The organism is Streptomyces sp. NPDC005574 (assembly GCF_040605435.1).
In the GTDB taxonomy this organism is placed as follows: domain Bacteria; phylum Actinomycetota; class Actinomycetes; order Streptomycetales; family Streptomycetaceae; genus Streptomyces.
The window spans coordinates 1-25,714 of the sequence record NZ_JBEXCW010000032.1 but is presented as its reverse complement, the minus strand read 5'-3'; the positions used below and the strand labels follow the sequence as shown (position 1 = coordinate 25,714).

23 protein-coding genes are annotated in these 25,714 nt (G+C 72.4%); 14 read left to right on the top strand and 9 right to left on the bottom strand.

What is annotated here, in order from left to right; genetic code table 11:
* The first annotated feature begins 26 nt into the window (after positions 1-26).
* Positions 27-1,061: a hypothetical protein gene (locus tag ABZT03_RS21495; RefSeq protein ID WP_356041590.1), complete on the top strand. Its 1,035-nt coding sequence runs from the start codon at positions 27-29 to the stop codon at positions 1,059-1,061.
* An 81-nt stretch (positions 1,062-1,142) separates the two neighbouring features.
* Here ABZT03_RS21495 and ABZT03_RS21490 read toward each other — a convergent pair whose 3' ends face one another.
* Positions 1,143-2,066: a rhomboid family intramembrane serine protease gene (locus ABZT03_RS21490; RefSeq protein WP_356041588.1), complete on the bottom strand. Its 924-nt coding sequence runs from the start codon at positions 2,064-2,066 to the stop codon at positions 1,143-1,145.
* Positions 2,067-2,212: 146 nt separating this feature from the next.
* On the opposite strand from ABZT03_RS21490, the gene ABZT03_RS21485 reads away from it, so the two are divergent.
* Complete coding sequence (locus ABZT03_RS21485; protein ID WP_356041587.1) at positions 2,213-2,938, top strand: VWA domain-containing protein; 726 nt, start codon at positions 2,213-2,215, stop codon at positions 2,936-2,938.
* A gap of 39 nt (positions 2,939-2,977) precedes the next feature.
* Here ABZT03_RS21485 and ABZT03_RS21480 read toward each other — a convergent pair whose 3' ends face one another.
* Together ABZT03_RS21480 and ABZT03_RS21475 are read right to left on the bottom strand one after the other, a co-directional pair.
* Positions 2,978-4,003 (bottom strand): acyl-CoA dehydrogenase family protein, encoded by a 1,026-nt coding sequence (locus tag ABZT03_RS21480; protein WP_356041585.1) that lies wholly within the window; start codon positions 4,001-4,003, stop codon positions 2,978-2,980.
* Positions 4,003-5,142 (bottom strand): acyl-CoA dehydrogenase family protein, encoded by a 1,140-nt coding sequence (locus tag ABZT03_RS21475; protein WP_356041583.1) that lies wholly within the window; start codon positions 5,140-5,142, stop codon positions 4,003-4,005. The genes ABZT03_RS21480 and ABZT03_RS21475 overlap by 1 nt, the downstream gene beginning before the upstream one ends.
* Before the next feature lie 60 nt (positions 5,143-5,202).
* On the opposite strand from ABZT03_RS21475, the gene ABZT03_RS21470 reads away from it, so the two are divergent.
* The 3 genes from ABZT03_RS21470 to ABZT03_RS21460 are packed head-to-tail and all read left to right on the top strand — an operon-like array spanning position 5,203 to position 7,805.
* Positions 5,203-5,994, top strand: coding sequence for an SDR family oxidoreductase (locus ABZT03_RS21470; RefSeq protein WP_356041582.1), 792 nt, complete (start codon positions 5,203-5,205; stop codon positions 5,992-5,994).
* 15 nt (positions 5,995-6,009) lie between these two features.
* A complete protein-coding gene (locus ABZT03_RS21465) occupies positions 6,010-6,624 on the top strand; it encodes a TetR/AcrR family transcriptional regulator (protein WP_356041581.1) in 615 nt (204 codons plus the stop codon).
* A gap of 23 nt (positions 6,625-6,647) precedes the next feature.
* Positions 6,648-7,805 carry an acetyl-CoA C-acetyltransferase gene (locus ABZT03_RS21460; RefSeq protein ID WP_356041579.1) on the top strand — a complete coding sequence of 386 codons (1,158 nt, stop codon included), beginning with the start codon at positions 6,648-6,650 and terminating at the stop codon, positions 7,803-7,805.
* 173 nt (positions 7,806-7,978) lie between these two features.
* On the opposite strand, the gene ABZT03_RS21455 is transcribed toward ABZT03_RS21460, so the two are convergent.
* From ABZT03_RS21455 to ABZT03_RS21440, 4 genes are read right to left on the bottom strand one after another with little or no spacing between them, the layout of a single operon-like run.
* The gene (locus ABZT03_RS21455) at positions 7,979-9,043 is read right to left on the bottom strand and encodes a nitronate monooxygenase (protein WP_356041577.1); all 1,065 of its coding nucleotides are present in this window, start codon (positions 9,041-9,043) and stop codon (positions 7,979-7,981) included.
* On the bottom strand, positions 9,043-9,804 hold the full coding sequence (locus tag ABZT03_RS21450; RefSeq protein ID WP_356041575.1) for a CoA-transferase: 762 nt from the start codon (positions 9,802-9,804) through the stop codon (positions 9,043-9,045). Before ABZT03_RS21450 ends, ABZT03_RS21455 begins: the two co-directional genes overlap by 1 nt.
* The gene (locus ABZT03_RS21445) at positions 9,801-10,649 is read right to left on the bottom strand and encodes a CoA-transferase (protein ID WP_356041574.1); all 849 of its coding nucleotides are present in this window, start codon (positions 10,647-10,649) and stop codon (positions 9,801-9,803) included. Before ABZT03_RS21445 ends, ABZT03_RS21450 begins: the two co-directional genes overlap by 4 nt.
* Positions 10,650-11,492, bottom strand: coding sequence for an enoyl-CoA hydratase family protein (locus ABZT03_RS21440; protein WP_356041572.1), 843 nt, complete (start codon positions 11,490-11,492; stop codon positions 10,650-10,652). It lies immediately after the preceding gene.
* A gap of 167 nt (positions 11,493-11,659) precedes the next feature.
* Here ABZT03_RS21440 and ABZT03_RS21435 point away from each other — a divergent pair, with 167 nt between their 5' ends.
* On the top strand, positions 11,660-12,376 hold the full coding sequence (locus ABZT03_RS21435) for an SDR family oxidoreductase (protein WP_356041680.1): 717 nt from the start codon (positions 11,660-11,662) through the stop codon (positions 12,374-12,376).
* Between the two features lie 13 nt (positions 12,377-12,389).
* On the top strand, positions 12,390-13,295 hold the full coding sequence (locus ABZT03_RS21430) for an SDR family oxidoreductase (RefSeq protein ID WP_356041571.1): 906 nt from the start codon (positions 12,390-12,392) through the stop codon (positions 13,293-13,295).
* Positions 13,296-13,417: 122 nt separating this feature from the next.
* Here the strand turns inward: ABZT03_RS21430 and ABZT03_RS21425 are convergent, their stop codons facing one another.
* Positions 13,418-14,299 carry a hypothetical protein gene (locus ABZT03_RS21425; RefSeq protein ID WP_356041569.1) on the bottom strand — a complete coding sequence of 294 codons (882 nt, stop codon included), beginning with the start codon at positions 14,297-14,299 and terminating at the stop codon, positions 13,418-13,420.
* Positions 14,300-14,431: 132 nt separating this feature from the next.
* Here ABZT03_RS21425 and ABZT03_RS21420 point away from each other — a divergent pair, with 132 nt between their 5' ends.
* From ABZT03_RS21420 to ABZT03_RS21400, 5 genes are all read left to right on the top strand, one after another.
* Positions 14,432-14,782 (top strand): chorismate mutase, encoded by a 351-nt coding sequence (locus ABZT03_RS21420; protein ID WP_356041567.1) that lies wholly within the window; start codon positions 14,432-14,434, stop codon positions 14,780-14,782.
* Positions 14,783-14,921: 139 nt separating this feature from the next.
* A complete protein-coding gene (locus ABZT03_RS21415; RefSeq protein ID WP_356041565.1) occupies positions 14,922-15,434 on the top strand; it encodes a response regulator in 513 nt (170 codons plus the stop codon).
* 129 nt (positions 15,435-15,563) lie between these two features.
* The gene (gene pepN / locus ABZT03_RS21410; protein WP_356041563.1) at positions 15,564-18,080 is read left to right on the top strand and encodes an aminopeptidase N; all 2,517 of its coding nucleotides are present in this window, start codon (positions 15,564-15,566) and stop codon (positions 18,078-18,080) included.
* A 245-nt stretch (positions 18,081-18,325) separates the two neighbouring features.
* The gene (locus ABZT03_RS21405) at positions 18,326-19,684 is read left to right on the top strand and encodes an aminotransferase class V-fold PLP-dependent enzyme (RefSeq protein ID WP_356041561.1); all 1,359 of its coding nucleotides are present in this window, start codon (positions 18,326-18,328) and stop codon (positions 19,682-19,684) included.
* Entirely contained in the window at positions 19,681-21,117 is a 1,437-nt protein-coding gene (locus ABZT03_RS21400; RefSeq protein ID WP_356041560.1) for a SidA/IucD/PvdA family monooxygenase, read from the top strand. The genes ABZT03_RS21405 and ABZT03_RS21400 overlap by 4 nt, the downstream gene beginning before the upstream one ends.
* A gap of 64 nt (positions 21,118-21,181) precedes the next feature.
* Here ABZT03_RS21400 and ABZT03_RS21395 read toward each other — a convergent pair whose 3' ends face one another.
* Positions 21,182-22,987 carry a 5'-nucleotidase C-terminal domain-containing protein gene (locus ABZT03_RS21395; RefSeq protein WP_356041558.1) on the bottom strand — a complete coding sequence of 602 codons (1,806 nt, stop codon included), beginning with the start codon at positions 22,985-22,987 and terminating at the stop codon, positions 21,182-21,184.
* A 149-nt stretch (positions 22,988-23,136) separates the two neighbouring features.
* On the opposite strand from ABZT03_RS21395, the gene ABZT03_RS21390 reads away from it, so the two are divergent.
* On the top strand, positions 23,137-23,850 hold the full coding sequence (locus ABZT03_RS21390) for an SIMPL domain-containing protein (protein ID WP_356041556.1): 714 nt from the start codon (positions 23,137-23,139) through the stop codon (positions 23,848-23,850).
* 207 nt (positions 23,851-24,057) lie between these two features.
* Complete coding sequence (gene pyk / locus ABZT03_RS21385) at positions 24,058-25,494, top strand: pyruvate kinase (protein WP_356041554.1); 1,437 nt, start codon at positions 24,058-24,060, stop codon at positions 25,492-25,494.
* The last annotated feature ends 220 nt before the right edge of the window (positions 25,495-25,714 follow it).

The following is a 25,714-nucleotide window of genomic DNA, read 5'->3' as shown; positions in this document are numbered from 1 at the left end:
AAGCGACCCGAAGGGGGACCGTCGCCGTGCTGGCGGCGGTCCTCCTCGCCGTGTCCGCCTGCGCTGCCGGCGGCCCGGGGGCGGGACACGGGGACGGCACGCGCGCCCCGCGGTCCGGCCCCGGCCCGGGCACGGCCGCGATGCGCGGGATCACCCTGCCCTCCTGGTACCGCACCGACTACGACAGCCCGGCCGCCGACCGCTATCTGCGGGACATCCGGGCGACCGGGGCCCGCTGGGTCACCCTCACCCCGACCTGGTACCAGCGGGGGCGCGCGGACACCGCGATGCGCCCCACCGAGGAGACCGCGAGTGACGCGAGCCTGACGCGGATCGTGGGCCGCGCACACACAGCCGGCCTCAAGGTCATGGTCAAGCCACACGTGGACCTGCCGGGAGACATCGACCGCGCCGAGATCCACCCCCGCGACCGGGCCGCCTGGTTCACCGCGTACCGGCGGTTCATCACGCACTACGCGGGCCTCGCGGCCGACACCGGCGTCGAGCAGTTCGCCGTGGGCACCGAACTCGCCGGTGTCTCCGGCGACAGCGCCGCCTGGAGCGGGGTCGTCGCCGCGGTCCGCGACCGCTACCCCGGGCCACTGACCTACGCGGCCAACTACGACGAGTACCAGAGGATCCGCTTCTGGAGGAAGCTCGACCTCATCGGCATCGACGCCTACTGGCCGCTGACCGGTGGGCCCACGACCGACACCGCCCGGCTGCGCCGCGCCTGGACGCCGATCCGCGAGCGGCTCGCCGCGTACGCCCGGCGCCAGGGCCGGCCCATCCTGTTCACCGAGGCGGGATACGTCAGCCAGCGCGGCGCGACGGCCGCCCCCTACTCCTGGGAGGTCAGCCGCCACCCCGGCGACGCCGAACAGGCCGCCGCCTACCGGGCGTTGCTGGGCTCCTTCACCGGCCGCCGCTGGTGGGCCGGAGTGTGCTGGTGGATGTGGGACGACTGGCCGCACAGCGGCGAGACGCCGGCACGGCTGGCGTACACCCCGCACGGGAAGCCGGCGGAGGACGTGCTGCGGGAGAGCTGGAACGGCGGCTGACGGAGCGGCGAGCGGCCCGGGGTGCGAACTCCGGGCCCCGTCCGCCGCCGTGGTGCACGGCCCTTCAGCCAGTCGGGCTGTTCAGCCGGTCAGGGACGTCACCTTCCCGGCCGTCAGGACCGTCAGCAGTACCAGCACCCCCACGCACACGCCCGCGTGCACCAGGGTGCGCCACCGGCCGCGGGGCGCGTACGCGTAGGCCAGCGACACCGTCCCGCCCGCCAGCAGTCCGCCGAGGTGGCCCTGCCAGGAGGTGAGACCGGCGGAGATCAGCAGCCACAGCAGCAGGCCCGCCATGAAACGGTTGACCGCGCTCATGTCGGCGCCGAGCCGGCGGGCCATGACGTAGTACGCGGCGCCCAGACCGAAGATCGCGCCGGACGCGCCGATCGTGGGTGTCTGCGGTGCGAGCAGCAGCACCAGGACCGAGCCGCCCAGCGCCGACAGCAGATACAGGGCGAGGAAGCGGACGCGGCCGAGCTGGGCCTCCACCACCCGGCCCAGGTTCCACAGCGACACCATGTTCATCACGATGTGCAGGAACCCGAAGGTCCCGCCGGTGGGCGGCAGATGCAGGAACGCGCCCGTCACCAACCGGTACCACTCGCCGTCCACGACCCCCTCGGGACGGAAGTCCGCCGGATGGGCCGGCTGCCACACGTAGTGACCGCCGTCCGGGCCGGTGAGCCCGGCGCCCAGCATCCCGAACCGGTCCACGATCGCCGGCCGCAGCAACTCGCCGACGTACGCGAGCACGTTGAGGCCGATCAGCACGTACGTCACCAGGGGCGCCGCCGTGATCCGGCCGCCGAACGCCGTCCGCGGCCGGCGCACCGACCGCGCCCCCTCCTTCACGCACTCCACGCACTGGTGGCCCACGGACGCCTCGCGCATGCAGGCGGGGCAGATGTACCGGTCGCAGCGGACACAGCGGACGTGGGACTCCACCCCGTGGTGGCGGTAGCAGGTGGTGACGGTGGCTTCGGACTCGGCTTCGGACTCCACGACCGGCTCCTCACGTGGACGGGACGGATGATGAGCCGGTGGGGACGGCGGCGAACAAAATAGCGAACCCCGAGGCGGCGGCCGGGAAGCGGGGCCGGGCGTGACGTAATCTCGGCGGCAGTTTCGGTGATCCAGGGGGAGTCCGTATGGCCGCCATCAGTCTCAGCAAGGTGCAGGAGACCGCGCCCGCGCTGGTCGGCCTGTACAAGAGCGCCGGTGTCTCGCTCGTGAAGCACGGCCTCGACGGACAGCGGGCGGCCGTCTACCTCGTCGTCGACCACTCCGGTTCCATGAAGCCGTACTACGAGGACGGCAGCGTCCAGACGCTCGCCGACCGGGTGCTCGGACTGTCCGCCCACCTGGACGACGACGGGCGCGTCCCGGCCGTGTTCTTCTCCACGGACGTCGACGCCGTGACCGAGATCGCGCTCGCCGACCACGCGGGCCGCGTCGAGCGGATCGTGGCCGGCCTCGGGCACATGGGCCGGACCAGCTACCACCTGGCGATGGACGCCGTCATCGACCACTACCTCGACAGCGGGTCACGGGAGCCCGCCCTGGTCGTGTTCCAGACCGACGGCGGCCCCATCAACAAGCTCGCCGCGGAACGCTACCTCTGCAAGGCCGCGAAGCTGCCGATGTTCTGGCAGTTCGTCGGCTTCGGCGACCCGGACAGCAAACAGTTCGACTTCCTGCGCAGACTCGACGACCTCGCCGTACCGGACCGGCGGGCCGTCGACAACGCCGGGTTCTTCCACGCCGGCGCCGACCCGCGGAAGCTGTCCGACACCGAGTTGTACGACCGCCTGGTGGGCGAGTTCCCGAAGTGGCTGGTGGCCGCCCGGGCGCAGGGGATCCTACGACCGTCCTGAACCGGCCCGCCGGCCCGGCACCGTGACCTGCCGTCGAGGTCAGCGGCGGCGGCCGGCATCGCCGAGGACGACCGCCCGGCAGGTGCGGGGATCGCCCCACGCGGTGCGCAGGGCACGGGCCTTGCCCAGCCACAGCGAGAGGTCGTACTCCGCGGTGTAGCCGATCGCGCCGTGCAGCTGAAGGGCCGTGCGCGCGGTGGTGTACGCCGCCTCGCAGGCCGCGAGGTGGGCGGCGGCCACGTCGGCGGGGGTCATCGTCACGGCGGCGCCGAAGACCAGGGGGCGGGCGAACTCCAGCGCGGTCTTCGCGTCGGCGAGCTGGTGCTTGACGGCCTGGAACGAGCCGACGGGGACACCGAACTGGGTGCGCTGCCCGACGTAGGCGACCGTCCTGTCGAGCAGCGCGACACCGACACCGAGCGCCTGGGCGGCCGTGGCGAGGCGGGCCCAGCGCCGGGCGAGGGCGCCGGCCGAGGCGACCCGCGGGCCGGAGGCGAGGAGTTCGCCCCCGGGCGGAAGGACGAAGAGTCTGCGGGCCGGGTCGAGCGAGGGGCACGGGTCGCCGGGCGGACCGGCCAGCCGCAGCTCGGCCCGCCCGGCCGCCTCGCCCGTGCCCGCGGGCCGGGTCCGGCCGACCGGCTCCGACAGCGACAGCCGTACGTCCGCCGCGTCCGCGTCCAGGGCGTACGGCCCCGCCGCCAGGGTCGCCGTCGACGCGCCCGAGGCCAGTGCGGGCAGCAGTCGCCCGGCCGGCCCCGGGGCGTCCAGCCCCGCCAGCAGCGCCGCCGCCGCGACCGTCTCCACCAGCGGCCCCGGCACCGCATGCCGGCCCAGCTCCACGAAGGCGACGGCGAGCTCCACGGGCCGGGGGCCCAGCCCCTCGTACGCCTCCGGCACCGCCAGCGCGAACACCCCCGCCGCGGCCAGCCGGGACCACAGCGCGCGCCCGCCCGCCCGCTCTCCGCGGCTCCAGTCCCGGACGACCCGCGGGGTGCCGGCCGCCGTCAGCATCGCGTCGAGCGAGCCGGCGAACGCCCGCTGCTCGGGGTCGAGGAGGAAACGCATCACCGGCGTCCCTTCGGCAGACCGAGCAGGCGCTCGGCGATGATGTCGCGCTGGATCTCGTTCGTGCCCGCGTAGATGGGGCCGGCGAGCGCGAAGACATAGCCCTCGGCCCAGTCGGTGCCCGCCCACTCCGCCTGCTCGCCCAGCAGGTCCAGGGCCGTCTCGTGCAGCGCGATGTCGTACTCGGACCAGAACACCTTGTTCAGGCTGGACTCCGGGCCGAGCGACTCGCCCTCCAGGAAGCGGGAGGCGGACGCGTAGGTGAAGAGCTGGTGGGCGCGGGCGCCGACCAGCGCGTCGGCGACACGCTCGCGCGCCCACTCCGGACAGCCCGCCGTCCGCCACAGCCGGTGCAGCCGCTCCGCCGCGGCCAGGAAACGGCCGGGGGAGCGCAGGGTCAGCCCGCGCTCGTTGCCCGCCGTCGACATGGCCACCCGCCAGCCCTGCCCCGGCTCGCCGATCACGTCCTCGTCCGGCACGAACACCTCCTCCAGGGTCAGTTCGGCGAAGGCGGGCTTCCCGTCGAGACGGGCGATGGGCCGCACCGTGACACCGGGCGCGCGCAGGTCGAACATCAGGTAGGTCAGGCCCCGGTGCGGTTTCCCCGCGGCCGGATCCGTGCGGAACAGGCCGAACGCGCGGTCGGCGAACGCGGCCCGTGACGACCACGTCTTGCGCCCGCTCAGCAGCCAGCCCCCGGCCGCGCGGACGGCCCTGGACCGCAGCGCGGCCAGATCCGACCCCGCCTCCGGTTCCGACCACGCCTGCGCCCAGACCACCTCGCCGCGGCCCATCGGCGGCAGCACCCGGGCCCGCTGCTCCTCGGTGCCGTGCTCGAACAGGGTCGGCGCGAGCAGACTGATCCCGTTCTGCCCGACGCGGCCCGGCGCGCCCGCCGCGTAGTACTCCTCCTCGAACACCAGCCAGCGCAGCAGTCCCGCGTCCCGCCCGCCGTACGCCGCCGGCCAGGACACCACCGACCAGCGGTCCGCGGCCAGTTCGGCCTCCCACGCGCGATGCGCGGCGAACCCCTCCCCGGTCTCCAGGGAGGGCAGCGGACCGGCCGGCACATGCGCGGTGAGCCAGGCGCGGACCTCGGACCGGAAGTCCTCGTCGGCCGGGGAGTGCGTGAGGTCCACGGGAACCGTCCTTCGCGCTCGTCCTTCCCTAACAAGTGTTTGGTAGGTTAGCTTGAGCGTATGACAGACGTCGAGAGTCCGGCGTCCGTACCCGGGCACGGACTGCTCAGCGGGCGCACCGCGGTCATCACCGCGGCGGCCGGCGCCGGGATCGGCGGCGCCACCGCCCGCCGGTTCCTCGAAGAGGGCGCACGCGTCGTCATCGGCGACGCCCACGCGCGACGGCTGAAGGAGCACGCGGCCGATCTGGCCGCGGATTTCGGCGCCGACGCCGTCGGCGCGGTGCCGTGCGACGTCACCGACGAGACCCAGGTGCGCGACCTCTTCGCGACCGCGGTGCGCGAGCACGGCCGGCTCGACATCGTCGTCAACAACGCGGGACTCGGCGGGACCGCCGCCCTCGTCGACATGACCGACGAGCAGTGGTCGAAGGTCCTCGACGTCACACTGAACGGCACGTTCCGGTGCACGCGGGCGGCGCTGCGACTGCTCAGGGAGGCCGGGAGCGGCGGAGTGATCGTCAACAACGCCTCGGTCGTCGGCTGGCGCGCCCAGGCCGGCCAGGCCCACTACGCCGCCGCCAAGGCCGGCGTGATGGCGCTGACCCGGTGCGCCGCCGTCGAGGCGGCGGAGTACGGCGTGCGGGTCAACGCCGTCTCACCCAGCCTCGCGATGCACCCCCACCTGGCGAAGGTGACCACTCCCGAACTGCTGGCCGAGCTGACCGGCCGCGAGGCCTTCGGCCGCCACGCCGAACCCTGGGAAGTGGCCAACGTGATCGTCTTCCTGGCCTCCGGCTACTCCTCCTACATGACGGGCGAGGTCGTCTCCGTCAGCTCCCAGCATCCCTAGGACCACAATGGGCCCGTGCCTCCTACCAAGAAGAAGCCCCAGGTGACCGCCGCGCCCGCGCGCCGCCGCGAACTCCTCCGCACCGCCGCCGAGGTCTTCGCCGAGCAGGGCTACAACGCCACCACCGTCCGCACGATCGCGGACCAGGCGGGCATGCTCGCAGGCAGCCTCTACTACCACTTCGACTCCAAGGAGTCGATGCTGGAGGAGATCCTGCGGACCTTCCTCGACGAGCTCTGGGACGGCTACGACACCGTCCTGGACGCCGGGTCGGGGCCCCGCGAGACGCTGGAGGCGCTGGTCACCGAGTCGTTCCGGGAGATCGACCGGCACCGGGCCGCCGTCGCGATCTACCAGAAGGAGTCCAAGCAGCTGGTGGCGCAGGAACGGTTCGCGTTCCTCGCCGAGTCCCAGCGCAGGTTCGAGAAGGCGTGGCTGTCCACCCTGGAGCGCGGGGTCGCGGCCCGGGTCTTCCGTGCCGACCTCGACGTCCGGCTCACCTACCGGTTCGTCCGCGACACGGTGTGGGTCGCCGCGTCCTGGTACCGGCCCGGCGGACAGCACAGCCCCGAGGAGATCGCCCGGCAGTACCTGTCGATGGTGCTGGACGGGATCGCCGTACGTGCATAGCCCTTATCTGTGAGGGAGTTGACATGGCCGAGGCCTACATCGTCGAAGCGGTCCGTACGCCCGTCGGACGGCGCGGGGGAGGACTGAGCGGGGTCCACCCGGCCGACCTGGGCGCACATGTGCTCAGGGAACTGGTCACCCGGGCGGGCGTGGACCCGGCCGCCGTGGAGGACGTCGTGTTCGGCTGCCTGGACGCCGTGGGGCCGCAGGCCGGCGACATCGCCCGCACCTGCTGGCTGGCCGCCGGACTGCCCGAGGAGGTGCCGGGCGTGACCGTGGACCGGCAGTGCGGCTCCTCGCAGCAGGCCGTGCACTTCGCCGCCCAGGGCGTGCTGTCGGGCACGCAGGACCTGGTGGTCGCGGGCGGGGTGCAGAACATGTCGCAGATCCCCATCGCCTACGCGACCCGGCAGGCCGCCGAGCCCCTCGGCTTCACCCAGGGCCCCTTCGCAGGCAGCGAGGGCTGGCGGGCACGGTACGGGGACCGGCCGGTGAACCAGTTCGCCGGGGCCGAGATGATCGCCGCGAAGTGGGGGATCAGCCGGTCCGACCAGGAGGAGTTCGCCCTGCGCTCGCACCGGCGGGCCCTGCGGGCGATCGACGAGGGCCGCTTCGAGCGCGAGACGGTGGCCCTCGGACCCGTCGCCGTCGACGAGGGCCCCCGCCGGGACACCTCCCTGGAGAAGATGGCCGGCCTCAAACCGGTCCTCGACGGCGGCACCGTCACCGCGGCCTGCTCCTCCCAGGTCTCCGACGGGGCCGCGGCCATGCTGCTCGCCTCGGAGCGGGCGGTGCGCGAGCACGGGCTGACGCCCCGGGCACGCGTCCACCACCTCTCGGTGCGCGGCGAGGACCCCATCCGCATGCTGACCGCACCCATCCCGGCCACCGCGCACGCCCTGAAGAAGGCCGGCATGACCATCGACGACATCGACCTCGTCGAGATCAACGAGGCGTTCGCGCCGGTCGTCCTGGCCTGGCTGAAGGAGACCGGCGCCGACCCGGACCGGGTGAACGTCAACGGCGGCGCCATCGCCCTCGGCCACCCCCTGGGAGCGACCGGCGTGAAGCTGATGACGACCCTGCTCCACGAACTGGAACGCACCGGTGGCCGCTTCGGCCTCCAGACGATGTGCGAGGGCGGCGGCCAGGCCAACGTGACGATCATCGAACGACTCTGAGGGGACGGGGGACGGGGGCGGGGGATCGGGGGGCGGCAGGGTGGTACGGCGCGCTGGGCGGCGGGATGGCGCTGTGGGCGGCGGCCCGGCGGCCCGCAGCCCGGAGCGACCCGGGTGTGCGGCGGTCCAGGCGGTGCCGGCCGCTGCTCCCGGGGTTTCTCGGCTGCTCGCGGTCAGGCCCGCATGGACGCGCCGCCCTCCGTGAGCGCGCCGACGATCTCCCCGGCCTCCGCCATCACCCGCGCCACGAGTTCCGCGCAGGACGGCAGGTCCTCGATGACTCCCGCCACCTGGCCCGCCGCCATCACCCCCAGGTCCGTGCGCCCCTCCACCATCGAAGCCCGCAGCAGCATCGGGGTGTTCGCGGCGAGCAGGACCTGACTCCACGACAGGTCCTTGCCGCGTCTCAGGGCGCGTCCGTCCTCGATCATCCGGCGCCAGGTCGTACCGGACAGCCTGCGGTAGCCGGCCGCCCGGCGCAGGGCCCGCACCAGGGATCGGGCGCGGCCGGACCGCTCCAGGGCGTCGACCAGGTCCGTCCGCAGCATGCGGTGCGGCAGACCGTCGACGGCGGTGGTGACGGTGACGTCCCTGACCGTGGCGGCCAGGTAGCGCGCCTTCACCGCGTCGGGGACGGTGGAGTCGGAGGTGAGCAGGAACCGCGTCCCCATGGCGACACCGGCCGCCCCGTACGCCAGGGCCGCCACCAGCCCCCGCCCGTCGAAGAAGCCGCCCGCCGCGACGACCGGTATCCGGACCGCGTCGACCACCTGCGGCAGCAGGACCGTCGTCGCGACCTCACCGGTGTGGCCGCCGCCCTCGCCGCCCTGCACGATCACCGCGTCGGCACCCCAGGCGGCGACCTTCTCCGCGTGCCGGCGCGCACCGACCGAGGGTATGACGACGACTCCCGCCTCCTTCAGCTCGCTGATCAGTTCGCGGGTCGGCGCCAGGGCGAAGGACGCCACCCGCACGCCCTCCTCGATGATGATGCGCACCCGGTCCCCGGCGTCCGCCGCGTCCGCCCGCAGGTTCACCCCGAACGGCTCCCGCGTGCGGGACCTGACCTCGCGGACCGCCTCGCGCAGCCGGTCCGGCGTCATCGTCGCGGAGGCCAGGATGCCGAGCGCCCCCGCTTCGGCCGTCGCCGACACCAGACGCGGACCGGCCACCCATCCCATCCCGGTCTGCACCAGCGGATGCCGCACCCCGGTCAGCCGGGTCAGCGCGGTCTGCATCAGGCCCCCGCCACCAGGTCCGGGACCTCCTGGGTCCGGGCGCCGCCGGGGTCCAAAACCTCGCGGATCAGCCGCAGTTCGGCCTCGGTGGGCTCACGCGTGTACGGCACCTCGCCCTCGAAGGTCAGCTCGAAGCCGGTGGCCTCCCGCACCCGCTCCGGCGTGACCCCCGGGTGCAGCGAGGCCGGCCGCATCGAGTGGTCGGGGGTGGCGAAGTCGAAGACTCCGAGGTCGGAGACGACCCGCGCGAGGTGGTGGTGACGGGCGCCGCCGGCATGGTCGTACCCCACCCCGCACACCATGTCGACCCGCTCGACGAAGACCCGCGGGGAGTGCTTCGGGACCCAGTAACTCGTCGCGTGGTTCAGCGTGTTGAGGGTGGCTCCGCGCACCCCGAGCAGTTGCCGGACGGGCCTGTTCCAGTCGCCGACGCAGGAGATGTTCTGGTTGCCGTACCGGTCGATCTGACTGGCGCCCATCATCACGTGCCGCCGGCCGCCGGCTGCCAGGGTCAGGTGCCGCCGGTAGGGCAGCCAGCCCTCGACCGTGCCGTCCGGGCCGACGAGCAGCGCCTCACCGTCGGTGAGCAGCAGGTCCGGCGCGAAGGTGAGCCGGGCGAGCCGCGCCCCGAGGGACGGGATCACGCCCATGGGGCTCGCCAGGATCTCGCCCGCGTCGCGCCACGCCTCCGCGCAGGCGATCACGCAGTACTCGGCGCGGGTGGCCGCGGGGACGACGGACGCGCGGACCGCTTCGCTCATGACCGCTCCTCGTGCCAGACACGGACGGCATCCCGGTAGTCCTGCTCGTCCCCGCCGAGGAACCGGCCGGAGAACTCCGCCCAGGGGGTGCGGGCGTAGTGCTTCTGGAAGGCCTCGTCCCTCGTGTGGTCGGGCGCGCAGGACGTGAAGTGCGCGCCGCCGGGCGCCTCCACGACACCCGTGACGTCGAGCCGGCTGATCAGGAGGCTCTGCGGCGGCGCCTCCTTCGTCAGCTCGGCGGTGTCCACGATCCGCTCGCAGGAGACGTACGCCGTCTCGGCCGCCTGGCAGAACAGGTCGTCGAAGTACGGGTCGGGGCCCAGGTACTGGCCGTTGCCCTGCCGGTCCGCGCGGTTGACGTGCACCAGGGCCGCGTCGAGCCGCAGGGCGGGCGCCGCCACGAAGGTCTCCCCGTCCTCGTAGGGCGAGGTCACCGTGCGCAGACCGGGGTTGACCCGCATGACGTCCGAACCGAGGGCTGCCCGGACGGGGAGGAACGGCAGCCGGTTCGCGGCGGCTTTCAGTCCCCACAGGAACATCGCCTCGTCGATCTCCATCAGCTCGAAGGCTCCGCGCTCGCGGGCCGCGCGGTAGTGCGGTTCGAGGGGGATCGAGTCCAGCGTGGCGAAGGCGGCGACCAGCTTCCTGATGCGCCCGGCGGCGGCCAGCATGCCGACGTCCGGACCGCCGTACGACACGAGGGTGAGATCGCTGATCCCCGACCTGAGCAGCGCTCTGACCAGGGCCATCGGTTTGCGGCGCGAGCCCCAGCCGCCGATGCCGAGGGTCATGCCGCTGTCCAGACGGGAGACGACCTCCTCGACGGTCATCGTCTTGTCACTCACCTATCCACCCTCCTGTCCCGGTCGCCCTGTCGTTGCTGCCGTGCCTGCCGTCCCTGCCGTGCCCACTGATCCCGCTGTCCCCGCTGTCCCCGCTGTCCCCGCTGTTCCGGGCTGCCCGAATCCGGCGCGGACCCGGTCGGCCACCCCGCTGACGCCCGCCTCGTAGGTGAAGCCCTGCTCGAAGCGGTAACTGCGGCGCACGTCCACGGGATCGATGCCGTTGATGGCGGCCTTCGCCAGCCGGATCAGCTCCCCGTCCTTCGCGGCGATCTCCCGCGCCGGCTCCAGGGCCGCCGCGCGCAGCGCGGCCCGCGGCACGACCCGCCACACCGAGCCGTGCGCCCGCAGCTCGGCGGCCGTCACCGTGCGCGCGGTGTAGTACAGGGCGCGCATCAGGTGCTGGGGGACCAGCCGGGCCAGATGCGTGGCCGCGCCCAGTGCCCCCCGGTCCAGCTCGGGCAGCCCGAAGGTGGCGTCCTCGCTCGCCACGATCACGTCCGCGTTGCCCACCAGGCCGACGCCGCCGCCCAGGCAGAAGCCCTGCACGGCCGCCACCACGGGCACCTCGCACTCGTACACCGCGGCGAAGGCCTCGAAGCAGCCCCGGTTCGCGCCGACCAGCGCGCCCTGCCCCTGCGCCTGTATCTCCTTGATGTCCACGCCCGCGTTGAACCCCCGGCCCTCGGCGGCCAGCACCACGCAGCGGACGCCGGGATCGCGGCCGGCCGCGCGCACCGCGTCGGCCAGCGCGAACCAGCCCCGCACCGGCAGCGCGTTCACCGGAGGGAAGTCGACCGTGACGACGGAAATCCCCTTTTCCGGGGACGAGGTGGAGACACCCATCGGCGCATCAGCTACCTTCCACTCAACTGCCTTTCCACCAAACATTTGTTAGGTGTGCCGGATTCGAAGCTAGCAGTCACCGCAACCGAGCGGGAGGCCCTGTGGAAAACTCCGACGCCCCGCCGCCCGGCGGGCCCGACACCCCGCCGCAGGGCCGCCGGACCGTCCTGGTCACCGGCGGCACCCGAGGCGTCGGCGCCGGTATCGCCCGGGCCTTCGCCGAGGCCGGCGCCGACGTCGTGACCTGCGCCCGCCGCCCTCCCGACGTCCGCGTCCCCGGCACCCGGTTCCTGCCCGCCGACCTGCGCGACCCGGCGGCCGTACGCGCCCTCCTCGCCGCCCTGCCCCGCCTCGACGTCCTCGTCAACAACGCCGGCGGCGCCCCCTACCGGCGCCTGATCGACGCGGACGCCGAGCGGCACGCCCGAGTCGTCGAGCTGAACCTCCTCACGCCGCTGACCGTCTCCCTCGCCGCCTACGAGCACCTCAGGCGCGCCCGCGGCTGCGTCGTCATGATCGGCAGCGTCAGCGGCAGCCGCCCCTCACCCGGCTCGGCGGCCTACGGTGCGGCCAAGGCCGGACTGGAGCACCTGGCACGCTCCATGGCCGTCGAATGGGCGCCCGAGATCCGCGTCAACACCCTGGTCGTCGGCATGGTCCGCACCGAACTGGCGCACCTCCACTACGGCGGCGAGGACGGCGTCGCGGCCGTCTCCCGCACCGTCCCGCTGGGCCGTCTCGCCGCACCCGCCGACGTCGGCGCCGCGGCGGTGTTCCTCGCCTCCGACGCCGCCGCCTACCTCACCGGGGCGAGCCTGCTCGTGCACGGCGGCGGCGAACGCCCCGCCTTCCTGGACGCCGCGACCGTCAACAAGAACCCGTGAAGGAGAAACCCCGATGAACGGACTGTGTGAGGGCCGGGTCGTCGTCGTCACCGGCGCGGGCCGCGGCCTCGGGCGGGCCCACGCCCTCGCCTTCGCCGCCGAGGGCGCCCGCGTCGTCGTCAACGACCTCGGCGTCGGCCTCGACGGCACCCCGGACCCCGACAGCCCCGCCGGCCGCGTCGCCGACGAGATCCGCGCGGCCGGCGGCGAGGCGGTGGCCCACGCCGGCGACATCGCCACCGACACCGGGGCCGCGTCCCTGGTGGCGACCGCCCTGCGGACGTACGGCCGGCTCGACACCCTCGTCAACAACGCGGGCTTCCTGCGTGACCGGATGCTCGTCAACCTCGACGAGGACGACTGGGACGCCGTCGTACGCGTCCACCTCAAGGGTCACTTCCTGCCCCTGAAGCACGCCGCCGCGCACTGGCGCGCCGAGACCAGGGCGGGCCGCACCCCGGCCGCCCGGATCGTCAACACCAGCAGCGGAGCGGGCCTGCTCGGCTCGGTCGGACAGGGCAACTACAGCGCGGCGAAGGCCGGCATCGTCGCCCTGACCCTGGTCGCGGCGACCGAACTGGGCCGCTACGGCGTCCACGTCAACGCGATCGCCCCCGCCGCCCGGACCCGGATGACGGAACGCGCGTTCGCCGACACCATGGCGGCACCGGCCACCGGCTTCGACGCGATGGCCCCGCAGAACGTCTCACCCCTGGTCGTCTGGCTCGGCTCGGCCGCCAGCACCGGCGTCACCGGCCGCGTCTTCGAGACGGAGGGCGGCCGTATCACCGTCATGGAGGGCTGGCGGCCCGGCCCGACCGCCGACCGGCCGTCCCGCTGGACCCCCACCGAAGCAGGTGAGGCCACCCGCAAGCTCCTGTCCCAGGCCCGGACACCGCATCCGGTCTACGGCGGGTGACCACCCGGCCCGTCCGGCGAGCGACCAGCCCGTCCGGCGGGTGAGGGCGCGGCCGTCCAGTGGAAGCGGGGGCATGGGGGCGGCAGCCCCACCAAGTCCCACCCGCGAAAGGCCGACACGCCCTACGTGTCACACTCCAGCACCGTCCGGCACAGCCCGCACCGCGCCCGCACCCGCCCCCGCACCGGCACCCTGATCCGCTGCCGGCAGGTCGGGCAGGGAAACGAGACCCGCAGCCGCCCGCCGTCGTCGGGACTGAAGGAGTAGGGGGCCCCGGCCTGCGGCTCCTGCGCGTGGCGGCGATCGCGCGCGTAGCGGCGGCGGCCCGCCCAGCCCGCCGCGGTCAACGGCGGCTGCTGCTCGTCCTGACGGGCCCGCACCATGCCCCTGCCGTACGCCGTGTACGCCTGCGGACTGGTGAACCACACCGACGGATCCTCGCCGAAGACCAGCGACCGCTTCGCGAGGACGTAACCGAACTCCTCTGGCGTCAGATAGCCCAGCTTCTGCGACGACACCGCGTCCTCCCGGAACGCGTCCAGCAGCAGCCAGCCCGCGCCCAGATACGTCGCCGCGGTGTCCGTGAGGATCTCGTTGTCGCGGGTGCCGGGAAAGGACAGGTCCAGACGGTGCAGGTAGACGTGCGTCACCTCGTGCGCCAGAGCCGCCCCGATGTCCCGGCGGTGGGTACGGAACCGGTCGTTCAGCTCGACGAAGTACTCCGGCCCCGCCGCGAGTTCGACGTTCGCCGCGTACCGCATGTCACGGAAACCGACGATCATCCGCGCGTCCGGCAGCCGGTAGTGGCGCACCAGCTCACGCGCCACCCGCTGCACACCCGGATACAGGTCGTCGGTGTCGCAGAACGCCACGTCGGCGGGCGCCACACTGCCCGCGAAGGTGTGGACGGTGTCGTAGGACAGGCGCCGGTACAGCGCCGTGATGGCGGCCCGCACCGTCTCCAGATGCGGGAACCCGTGCTCGACCGGTCCGTCACCCGCCACGCCCGTACCCCCAAGACGCCGTGAACCCCCGTCCCACTGTACGAGGACGCACCCCGGAGCGTCCCGGGCCCGGACGCCGCGAGCACCCCGGCGGCGAGGCGCCGCAGGGCACGCCCCGTAGGGTGGTCGCCCATGACCACCAGCAACACCGCGAACGGCGACGCCGACCCCGCCGTCGGCGAGGAACTCGCGCGGCTCCGCGACAGCATCGACAACATCGACGCGGCCGTCGTCCACATGCTCGCCGAGCGGTTCAAGTGCACCCAGCAGGTCGGCCACCTCAAGGCCCGCCACCAGCTGCCGCCCGCCGACCCCGGCCGCGAGGCCCGCCAGATCGCCCGGCTGCGCGCACTCGCCGAGAGCGCCAAACTCGATCCGGCGTTCGCCGAGAAGTTCCTGAACTTCATCATCGCCGAGGTGATCCACCACCACGAGCGCATCGCCGAGGACACCGGCAACGGCACCGCGCCCCTGGCGAACTGACCCCACCCGGCGTCCCCGGGACGTGACAGGCGGCCCCCCGGGGGGCATATTGCGCTGTGCACTCCTTGTCCGCCGGCGGGCACGCCCCGCCGGCTCCTCGGACCCACGCTTGCTGTCCACGGGGAAAGGACGTCGGGCCATGCCGTCGGATGCCAACATCCTCATCGTCGACGACCACGAGGACACGCTGTACGCCCTGGAGAGCGCCCTCGCGCCACTGGGCTACCGGCTGGGCCGCGCCACCAGCGGGGACGAGGCACTCAAGCAGGTACTGCGCGGCCACGTCGGCCTCCTCCTGCTCGACGTGCGGATGCCCGGCGTCAGCGGCCTCGACGTCGTCCGCTACCTGCGGCGCCTGGAACAGACCCAGCACATCCCCGTCATCCTGCTCACCGGCTTCGGCGCCGACCACGGACTGACCTCCACCGCCTTCGGTCTAGGCGTCGCCGACCTCGTCATGAAACCCGTCGACCCCTGGGCCCTGCGCACCAAGGTCCGCTACCTCTTCGACGCCCACCAGCGCCACCTCGCCCTCGAGGCGGAGGTCCGCGAACTGCGCGCCCTCGTCAGGGACCACGCCGAGGCCCCCGAACACCCCCCGCGCCCCGCCCTCCCCCACCCCGACGCCCGGCTGCCACCGCAGCGCGCCTGAGACCACGGCCGTACCGGAGACGAAACCACCGCAGGGGGCGCACACCGGGGAGCCCGGACAGCACGGACATAGACCGCGAACCCGATCCGCCCCTGTGCGCCGACACCGCCATCAGGCAGCATGTCCTGCATGTCCGTACTGACGCGCGACGAAGCGCAGAGCCGAGCCCGGCTCCTCGATGTCCACCGCTACACGATCGACCTCGACCTGACCACCGGCGACGAGACCTTCGACTCCCGCACGGTCATCCGGTTCAGCGTCCGCGGGGACCACGACGCCACGGACACCTTCGTCGAGCTCAAGCCCGCCCGGCTGCGCTCCGTCACCCTCGACGGACACCCCCTCGACCCGGACACCCTGGACGAGAACCGGCTGACCCTGAAGAACCTCACCCCCGGCGAGCACGAACTGCGCGTCGACGCGGCCATGCGCTACTCCCGCACCGGCGAGGGCATGCACCGCTTCACCGACCCCTCCGACGGCGAGACCTACCTCTACACCCAGCTGTTCATGGACGACGTGCAGCGCGTCTTCGCCGCGTTCGACCAGCCCGACCTCAAGGCCGTCTTCGACCTGAGCGTCACCGCCCCCGAAGGCTGGAGCGTCCTCGCCAACGGCATCACCGAACACCTCGGCGAGGGCCGCTGGCGGGCCGCCGCCACCCCGCGGATCTCCACCTACCTCGTCGCCGTCGCCGCCGGCCCCTGGCACTCCGTGCGCACCGAGCACCGCGGCCTGCCGTTCGGCCTCCACTGCCGCCGCTCCCTCGCCCCCCACCTGGACGCGGACGTCGAGGAGATCCTCGACATCACCCGGCAGTGCTACGACCGCTACCACGAGAAGTTCGAGGAGCCCTACCCCTTCGACTCCTACGACCAGGCTTTCGTCCCCGAGTTCAACGCCGGCGCCATGGAGAACCCGGGCCTGGTCACCTTCCGCGACGACTTCGTCTACCGCTCCGCCGTCACCGACACCGAGCGGCAGACCCGCGCCATGGTCATCGCCCACGAGATGGCCCACATGTGGTTCGGCGACCTCGTCACCCTCCAGTGGTGGGACGACATCTGGCTCAACGAGTCCTTCGCCGAGTACATGGGCTACCAGACCCTCACCGAAGCCACCCGGTTCACCGACACCTGGACCGACTTCGGCGTGGTCCGCAAACCCTGGGGCTACGACGCCGACCAGCGGCCCTCCACCCACCCCGTCGCCCCCGAGAACGTCGACGACACCGCGTCCGCCCTCCTCAACTTCGACGGCATCTCCTACGCCAAGGGCGCCTCCGCCCTGCGCCAACTCGTCGCCTGGCTCGGCGAGAAGGACTTCCTGGCCGGCATCAACACCCACTTCGCCCGCCACAGGTTCGCCAACGCCACCCTCGCCGACTTCATCGACTCCCTCGCCGGCGCCACCGAACGCGACGTCCACGCCTGGGCCGACGCCTGGCTGCGCACCACCGGCGTCGACACCCTCACCCCGCACGTCGCGCCCACCGCCGACGGCACCTGCACCCTCACCGTCGACCACGCCGGCAGCCGCCCCCACCGCGTCACCGCCGGCCTCTACGACCTCGACGTCGCCGACGAGGGCCGCAAGCTCGTCCTGCGCGAACGCCTCGACCTCGACATCCCGCAGACCGCCCCCCAGCCCATCGGCAAACGCCCTGCCCTGCTCCTCCTCAACGACGGCGACCTCACCTACGCCAAGGTCCGCTTCGACGCCGCCTCCTTCGACAGCGTCCGCGAGGCGCTCTCCGGCCTGCCCGCACCGCTCACCCGCGCGGTCGTCTGGAACGCCCTGCGGGACGCGGTCCGCGACAGCGGCGGCACCTCCCGCGAGGGCTCACTCACCGCCGCCACCTACCTGGAGACCGCCCGCACCCACCTGCCGCGCGAGAGGGACCTCGCCCTCGTCCAGGGCGTCCTCGCGTTCGCCACCACCCACGTCGCCGACCGCTACCTCGCCCCCGAGCAGCGCCCGGCCGCCCTCGCCACCCTCACCGCCCTGTGCCGCGACCTCATCCGCCGCACCGAGGACGGCGACAACCCCGGCCTGCGCCTCATCGCCGTACGCCACTTCATCGACGTCGCCGCCCACCCCGACACCATCGCCGCCTGGCTCGCCGACGGCACCGTGCCCGGCGGACCCGAACTCGACCCCGAGCTGCGCTGGCGCGTCCTGGCCCGCCTCGCCGTCCTCGGCGCCACCGACGAGGCCGCCATCGCCGCCGAACTGGACCGCGACCCGAGCGCCACCGGCCAGGAGGGCGCCGCCCGCTGCCGCGCCGCCCTGCCCGACCCCGAGGCCAAACGCCGGGCGTGGGAGGCCATGTTCGTCCACGACGACCTGTCCAACTACCTGTTCACCGCCACCGCCCAGGGCTTCTGGCAGCCCGAACAGGCCAACCTCGTACGCGAGTACGTGCAGCGCTACTACGAGGACGCGGTCGCCGTCGCAGCCCGCCGCGGCCCCGCCATCGCCGACGCCGCCGGCCGGTGGGCCTTCCCCGCCCACGCCGTCGACGCCGACACCCTGCGCCTGGGCGAACAGTGCCTGTCCGACGCCGGCCCGACCCCGGCCCTGCGCCGCAAACTCGTCGACCAACTCGACGACCTGGCACGAGCGTTGCGAGTACGCGAGGCGTGACCCGCGGCGGGGGAGCGGTCCGGGTACGGTCCGCTCCCCGGTGACGGTGACGGTGCGGGTGCGGGCGCGCTGATCGCCCGCACCTCCCCCCGGGTTCAGGGGGCCAGGTCACCGTTCCCGCGCACGCGTCCCCGCGGATTCCCCGCCCCCGTACCCCCTTCGAGTGCCGATCGTCTGACTGGCGGGCGCGACACCGCTTCCACGTACAAGCTGGAACTCCCTCGGTCCGCGCCCCGGAGGACACCATGAGCACGCCGCCCCTCGCCTCCGGCCCCCAAGGCCCCCACGCGCTGCGGCCGTTGCTCGACACCGTGCTCGACGCCCTCGCCGACGGCACCCGTGCCCGCGGAGGGCCCCTGCCCGCCGGCGGACCGGACGCCGTATCCGCACGCCTGCGGGACGCCGTAGGAGACGTCCTGCCCGAGGACGGCCGGCCCGACGCCCTGTACACCCTGGTCCGCGCGCTCACCGAAGGCGCCGCCGACCCCGCGGACCCCCTGTGCGCCGCACACCTGCACTGCCCGCCCCTCGCCGTCGCCACCGCCGCCGACCTCGCGGCCTCCGTCCTCAACCAGTCCCTCGACTCCTGGGACCAGGCCCCGGCCGCCTCCGCCCTGGAAGCCCTCGTCACCCGAGCCCTCGCCCGGCAGACCGGCGCCGCGGACGCCCTGGTCACCACCGGCGGCACCGAATCCAACCAACTCGCCCTGCTGCTCGCCCGCGAGAAACACGGAGCCGGCCTGCGCCTGGTCCACGGCGCGGGCGCCCACCACTCACTGCCCCGCGCCGCCTGGACACTCGGCCTGCCCGACCCCGTCGTCGTCCCCGCCCCCGCCGGCACCCTCGACCCCGCCGCCCTGGACGCGGCCCTCACCGCTCTCCCCGGCCCCCACCTGGTCGCCGCCACCGCGGGCACCACCGACGCCGGCCTCATCGACCCACTCCCCGAGATCGCCGCCCGCTGCGCGGCCCACGGCGCCCGCCTGCACGTCGACGCCGCCTACGGCGGTGGCCTCCTCTTCAGCGACCGCCGCCGCACCGCGCTCACCGGCATCGAAGCCGCCGACACCGTCACCCTCGACCTGCACAAACTCGGCTGGCAGCCGATCGCCGCCGGACTTCTCACCGTCCGCGACCCCCGCGACCTCGCCGCCCTCACCCAGCGCGCCGACTACCTCAACGCCGACGACGACACCGACGCCGGCCTCCCCGACCTCCTCGGCCGCTCCCCACGCACCAGCCGCCGCCCCGACATCCTCAAGATCGCCGTCACCCTGCGCACCCTCGGCCGCAGCGGCCTCGGACGCCTCGTCGACCAGGTCTGCGACCAGGCCCGCACCCTCGCCACCCTCATCGACGAACACCCCGGCTTCGAACTCCACGCGCGACCCGCCATCAGCACGGTCCTCTTCCGGCCCGCCCACGCCGACGACGACACCGTCGCCACCGTCCGCCGCACCCTGCTCACCGGCGGCCACGCCGTCCTCGGCCGCGCCCACCTCGAAGGCCGGCTCTGGCTCAAAGCCACCCTCCTCAACCCCCACACCCGGCCCGACGACCTGGCCGCCCTCCTGAACCTGGTGGAAGGACACACCCCCCGATGAGCCACCCCCCGCCCCCCCACCCCCCACACCGCCGACCCGACGCACCCCGCGACCTGGTCGGCATCGGCATCGGACCCTTCAACCTCTCCCTCGCCGCCCTCGCCCACCCCGTCACCGGACTCGACACCGTCTTCTACGACCAGCGCCCCGCCTTCGACTGGCACCCGGGACTCCTCATCGACGGCGCCACCGTCCAAGTCCCCTTCCTCGCCGACCTGGTGACCCTCGTCGACCCCGCCAGCCCCTGGACCTACCTCAACCACCTCAGAGCCCGCGACCGGCTCTTCCCGTTCTACTTCGCCGAGCGCTTCCACATCCGCCGCACCGAGTACGACGCCTACTGCCGCTGGGTGTCCGAACAACTCCCCGGACTGCACTTCTCCCACCAGGTCGACGCCGTCCGCTGGAACCCCGAACGCAACCTGTTCGAGGTCGACTTCACCCAACTCGACGCCGGCGGCGAAGCCGAAGCCCTCGGCCGCACCCACACCAGGAACGTCGTCCTCGGCATCGGCACCGAACCCCACGTGCCCGAACCCCTCAGACCCCTCGTCGAAGCACCCGGCGTACCCGTCATCCACGCCTCGGACTACCTCGCCCACCGCGACGCGCTCCTCACCGCCGGGCACGTCACCGTCATCGGCGCGGGACAGTCGGGCGCCGAAGTCTTCCTCGACCTGCTGCGCGCCCGCCCCGCCGGCCGCGAACAACTCCACTGGCTCGGCCGCACCGAGGCGTTCGCCCCCATGGAGTACTCCAAACTCGGCCTGGAACACTTCACCCCCGACTACACCCGCTACTTCCACGCCCTCGCCGAACCTGTCCGCGACCGCCTCGTCCCCGCCCAGTGGCAACTCCACAAAGGCATCGACGCCGGCACCCTCGCCGCCATCCACGACGAGCTCTACCACCGCACCCTCGACGGCGGCTGGCCCGACGCCGTCCTCACCCCCGGCGTCCACGTCCGCACCGCCGGCCGCATCGCCACCAGCAAGGTCGAACTCCACCTGGAGCACCTCCAGCAGAGCACCCGCTCCCGCCTCACCACCGACGCCGTCGTCCTCGCCACCGGCTACCGCGAACGCCCCCTGGACCACGTCCTCGCCGGCCTCGACCCCTACCTGCGCCGCGACGACCACCAACGCCCCCGCGTCGACGAACAGTTCCGCCTCGTCCTCGACCCGTCCGTCTCCGCCACCGGCTGCCACGTCCACGTCCAGAACGCCGAATCACACACCCACGGCGTCGGCACCCCCGACCTCGGCCTCGCCGCCTGGCGCAGCGCCACCATCCTCAACTCCGTGACCGGCCAGGACACCTACCCGCTGCCGGCACGCACCGCCTTCACCGCCTTCGGCCTCCGGCAGCAACCGCACATCCCCTCCGCCCGGCGCCCCGCCGCCGTCCTCACCCCCCTGGCCGAAGGCCACTGAACCGCGCCACGAAAACACCGGGGGCCGGCAGCGCAACGCCGCCGGCCCCCGCACCACGCACGCCCTAGAACACCGGCGTACCGTCCCGCGTCAGCTTCCAGTCCACCGACGCGAAGTCCGCCGGATCCAGCACACCCTTCGCCGTCACCCACTCCGCGATCCGCGTCCGGATCTCCGTCGACTCCGACCACACCTCCGTCGCCGAAGCGACGAACGGGAACGCCCCACCGCCGTTCGCCCGGTAGTTGTTCACCGCCAGCACGAACTTCTGCGCGTCGTCCAGCGCCGCACCCTGATACGTCAGATTCCTGATCCGCGAACCCGCCGCCCGCGCGATGTCGATGTCGTACGACAACCCCGACACGTAGTCGTAGTTGTAGTCCGGACGACCACCCGCGTTCGTCAGCTTCTCCACGTCGACCACCGCACCCGCGGCCGTCTGCACGAAGTACTCCGCCGAGTACTCCAGGTACGCCCGCACCTGAGCACCCGTCATCAACTTGGCGACCAGCGTGTTGTCGTACACGTACAGACCCGACAGATCCCGGATCGACACATCCCCCGCCGGAATCTCCGACGTCCGCGAGAACGGCGACGCCTGCGCGATCACCGGCACCGACGCGTACTCCGTACCCGCCAACGCCGCCCTGACCACGTCCTCCTGCACCCGCGTGATCAGGTCGATGATCGGCGCGTCCTTGTACCGCGCCTCCACCGTCGTCAACGTCTCCGTCGCCGAACCGACCACCTGGTTGACGTACTCGACGACCTTGGCGTGCTCGTCACCGAGCAGCTTCACGATCTTCGGATCGTCCGCGACCGAGTTCGAGTTCAGCACCTTCGAGGACACGGACGCGACCGTCCACCTGCCCTTCTCGAACACCAACTCCACGTCGAACACCGACAGCCGCTCCGCGAACGCCAGCGGTTCCGACAGCACCACCGTCTTCCCGGTCTTCGCGTTGACGACCTTCAGCTCCGGGATCTCCAGATGCGCGTGCCCCACCAGAACGGCGTCGATGTCCGGCACCTGCTGCGCCACCAGCGCCGCCGAGTTCTCCACATACGGCAACTGATCGCCGTACGAAGACGTCCCCGACGAACCCGAGTGCGCCGACACGATCACCACGTCCGCACCGAGCGACTTCAGCTTCGGCACCCACTTCGCCGCCTGCTCCTCCAGCCCCGGGAACGCCAACTTGCCCTGCACGTACGCCTTGTCCCAGATCGCGATACCCGGGTTGGTGAGCCCCAGCACCGCCACCTTCACGGGCGGCGCCCCCTTCACACAGAACGTCTTCATGACGTACGGCTGGAACGCCGGCCGCAGCGTCTTCGCGTCCACCGCGTTCGCGCCCAGCAACGGGAAGCGCAGCTGCGACTCGAACTTCCGCAGCGTCTCGATCCCGTAGTTGAACTCGTGGTTGCCCAGGGCCGCCGCGTCGTACCCGATCGCGTTCATCGCCTGCGCCATCGGATGCACCGGACCACCCTTCGCGGTGATCGGGTCCACCTTCGCGTAGTAGTACGTCAGCGGCGTGCCCTGGATCGTGTCACCCGCGTCCACCAACAGCGTGTTCTCGCGGCCCTTCTCGGCACGGATCCGGTTCACCAGCGTGGAGATGCGCGCCAGACCCTGCGCGTTGCCCGCCGCGTCCTTGTACTCCGCGTCCTTGAAGTAGTCCCAGTTGAAGACATGGCCGTGCAGGTCGGTCGTCCCCATCACCGTGAGCGAGTACCGCTTCGCGGGCCTGCCCGGCCGCTTCCCCTCCGCGGCCTCAGCCGCCGGAGCCCCCGCGGCCCCGGCCAGCGCGACCCCCGCCCCGGTCACGGCGGACTTCTTCAGGAACTTCCGGCGATTCAACGGCATGTCTGCTACTCCTCGGGACAAGGTCAACGACGCGCGTAGATTCTGACCCGGACACCGCGGACGGCAACAGGTCCGCGAGGTTGCGATCTGATGACCTAACCCCACATCAGCACCGCTGCAACCAGGTAAGACATGACAGAGTGGGACGTATGACCACCCCCTCCACCCCCACCCCCCACCCCGCCGTCCCCTACGGCACCCCCGACGCGCCCCGCATCGCCGTGCGCGGCGAAGCGCACCTCGAAGTCGACCCCGAAATAGCCCGCATCGGCATCACCATCGCCTCCCGAGGCAAGGACCGCCGCACCGCACTCGACGACCTCACCCGGCGCAACACCACAGCCCTCGACCTCGTCAAAACCTATGGCGACGCCGTCGAACGCCTCGAAACCGGCGCCTTCTCCCTCACCCCCCAACTCCGGGAACACGGCCGCGGTGAACGCGTCCACGCCCACCACGGCCACGTCCGCATCACCGCCGAACTCACCGACTTCACCGCACTCGGCGAACTCACCACCCGCCTCGCCGACCTCGAACTCACCCGCGTCGACGGACCCTGGTGGGCCCTGCGCCCCGACTCGCCCGCCCACCGCCGAGCCCGCCGCCAAGCCGTTCACGAAGCCGTTCAACGCGCCCGCGAATACGCCGACGCACTCGGCACCACCCTCGCCGCCCTCGTCGAACTCGCCGACATCGACGCCGAAGCCCCCCGCCCCCACCCGGCCGCCCCCGCCACCCGTATGCGCTCCATGACCCACACCGCCACCGAGGACACCGTCGCCGCCCTCGACCTCGAACCCCAGCGCCAGCACGTCCACGCCCAGGTCAACGCCCGCTTCACGATGGCACCACCCCAGTTGTGACGGAACGTGACGGCGCCCGGGTTGAACAGAGACCGCATTGTCGAATGGAAGATCGAATGCGCCGGAATTCCCCTGTCCCGCATTCATCTGCTCATCGGAGCATCCCGCCGCACAATTCGACACTTGTCAAGAGCGCTTCACTCAGAGGTTGTTGAGTGGTCATACGCAGCCAATTCTCTACCCGCCGGTAAGTCTTACGCTCGAAACATGCGCCGAGCAAAGATCGTCTGCACCCTGGGGCCCGCCACCGACCCCTACGACCAGATCAAAGCCCTGGTCGAGGCCGGAATGGACGTCGCCCGCCTCAACCTCAGCCACGGCACCCACGCCGAACACGAGGAGCGCTACCAGCGCGTGCGCAAAGCCTCCGACGAAACCGGCCGCAGCGTGGGAATCCTCGCCGACCTCCAAGGCCCGAAGATCCGCCTCGGACACTTCACCGAAGGCCCCGTACTCCTTGAACGCGGAGACACCTTCACCATCACCGTCGAAGAAGGCGCCGAAGGCGACCGCAACAGCTGCGGCACCACCTACCCCGGCCTCGCCGCCGACGTCACCCCCGGTGAACACATCCTCGTCGACGACGGCAAGGTCACCCTCGAAGTCACCGCCGTCGAGGGCCCCCGCGTCCGCACCAAGGTCGTCGAAGGCGGCATCGTCTCCGACCACAAGGGCCTCAACCTCCCCGGCGTCTCCGTCTCCGTGCCCGCCCTCTCCGGCAAGGACGAAGCAGACCTCCGCTGGGCCCTGCGCGCCGGCTGCGACGTCATCGCCCTCTCCTTCGTCCGCAGCGGCCAGGACATCGAGGACGTCCACCGCATCATGGACGAGGAAGGTCACCGCCTCCCCGTCATCGCCAAGATCGAGAAGCCGCAGGCCGTCGACAACATCGACGGCATCGTCGCCGCCTTCGACGGCATCATGGTCGCCCGCGGAGACCTCGGCGTCGAAATGCCCCTCGAACAGGTCCCGCTCGTCCAGAAGCGCGCCATCAAGCTCGCCAGACGCAACGCCAAGCCGGTCATCGTCGCCACCCAGATGCTCGACTCCATGATCGAGAACTCCCGCCCCACCCGGGCCGAGGCCAGCGACGTCGCCAACGCCGTCATCGACGGCACCGACGCCGTCATGCTCTCCGGCGAGACCAGCGTCGGCAAATACCCCGCCGAGACGGTCCTCACCATGGCCAGGATCGTCGAAGCCGCCGAAGAGGACATCCTCGCCAAGGGCCTCCCCCCACTCACCGAACGCAACAAACCCCGCACCCAGGGCGGAGCCGTCGCCCGCGCCGCAGCCGAGATGGGCGACTTCCTCGGCGCCAGGTTCCTCGTCGCCTTCACCCAGTCGGGCGACACCGTCCGCCGCCTCTCCCGCTACCGGTCGCCGATCCCCCTCCTCGCCTTCACCCCGGTCCAGGCCACCCGCTCCCAGCTCAGCCTCACCTGGGGCGTCGAGACCTTCCTCGGCCCGCAGGTCGACACCACCGACGCGATGGTCGACCAGGTCGACGAACTCCTCCTCAAGTACGGCCGCTGCGAGCAGGGCGACATCGTCGTCATCACGGCCGGCTCCCCGCCCGGAGTCTCCGGATCGACCAATCTCGTCCGGGTGCACCACATCGGCGAGGACGACAGCCCCAAGTAGTCAGTATTTGGGACCGACGTGGAGCGTGTCTGAAAGATCGTGTAAGTCCGTGATGTGGAAGTCTGGCCCGGGGCTCGGCCTCGGGCTCTCGGGCCGGGCGGATCGGACGAGTCATGGCAGACAAAGGCGAGACGGCCTCGGCGGTGGCCGGGGACAAGACGGTCGACGAGGTGGTCGAGCAACTGCTCGACAAAGCCGACGCTTCAGGGGCGGCCCTGCT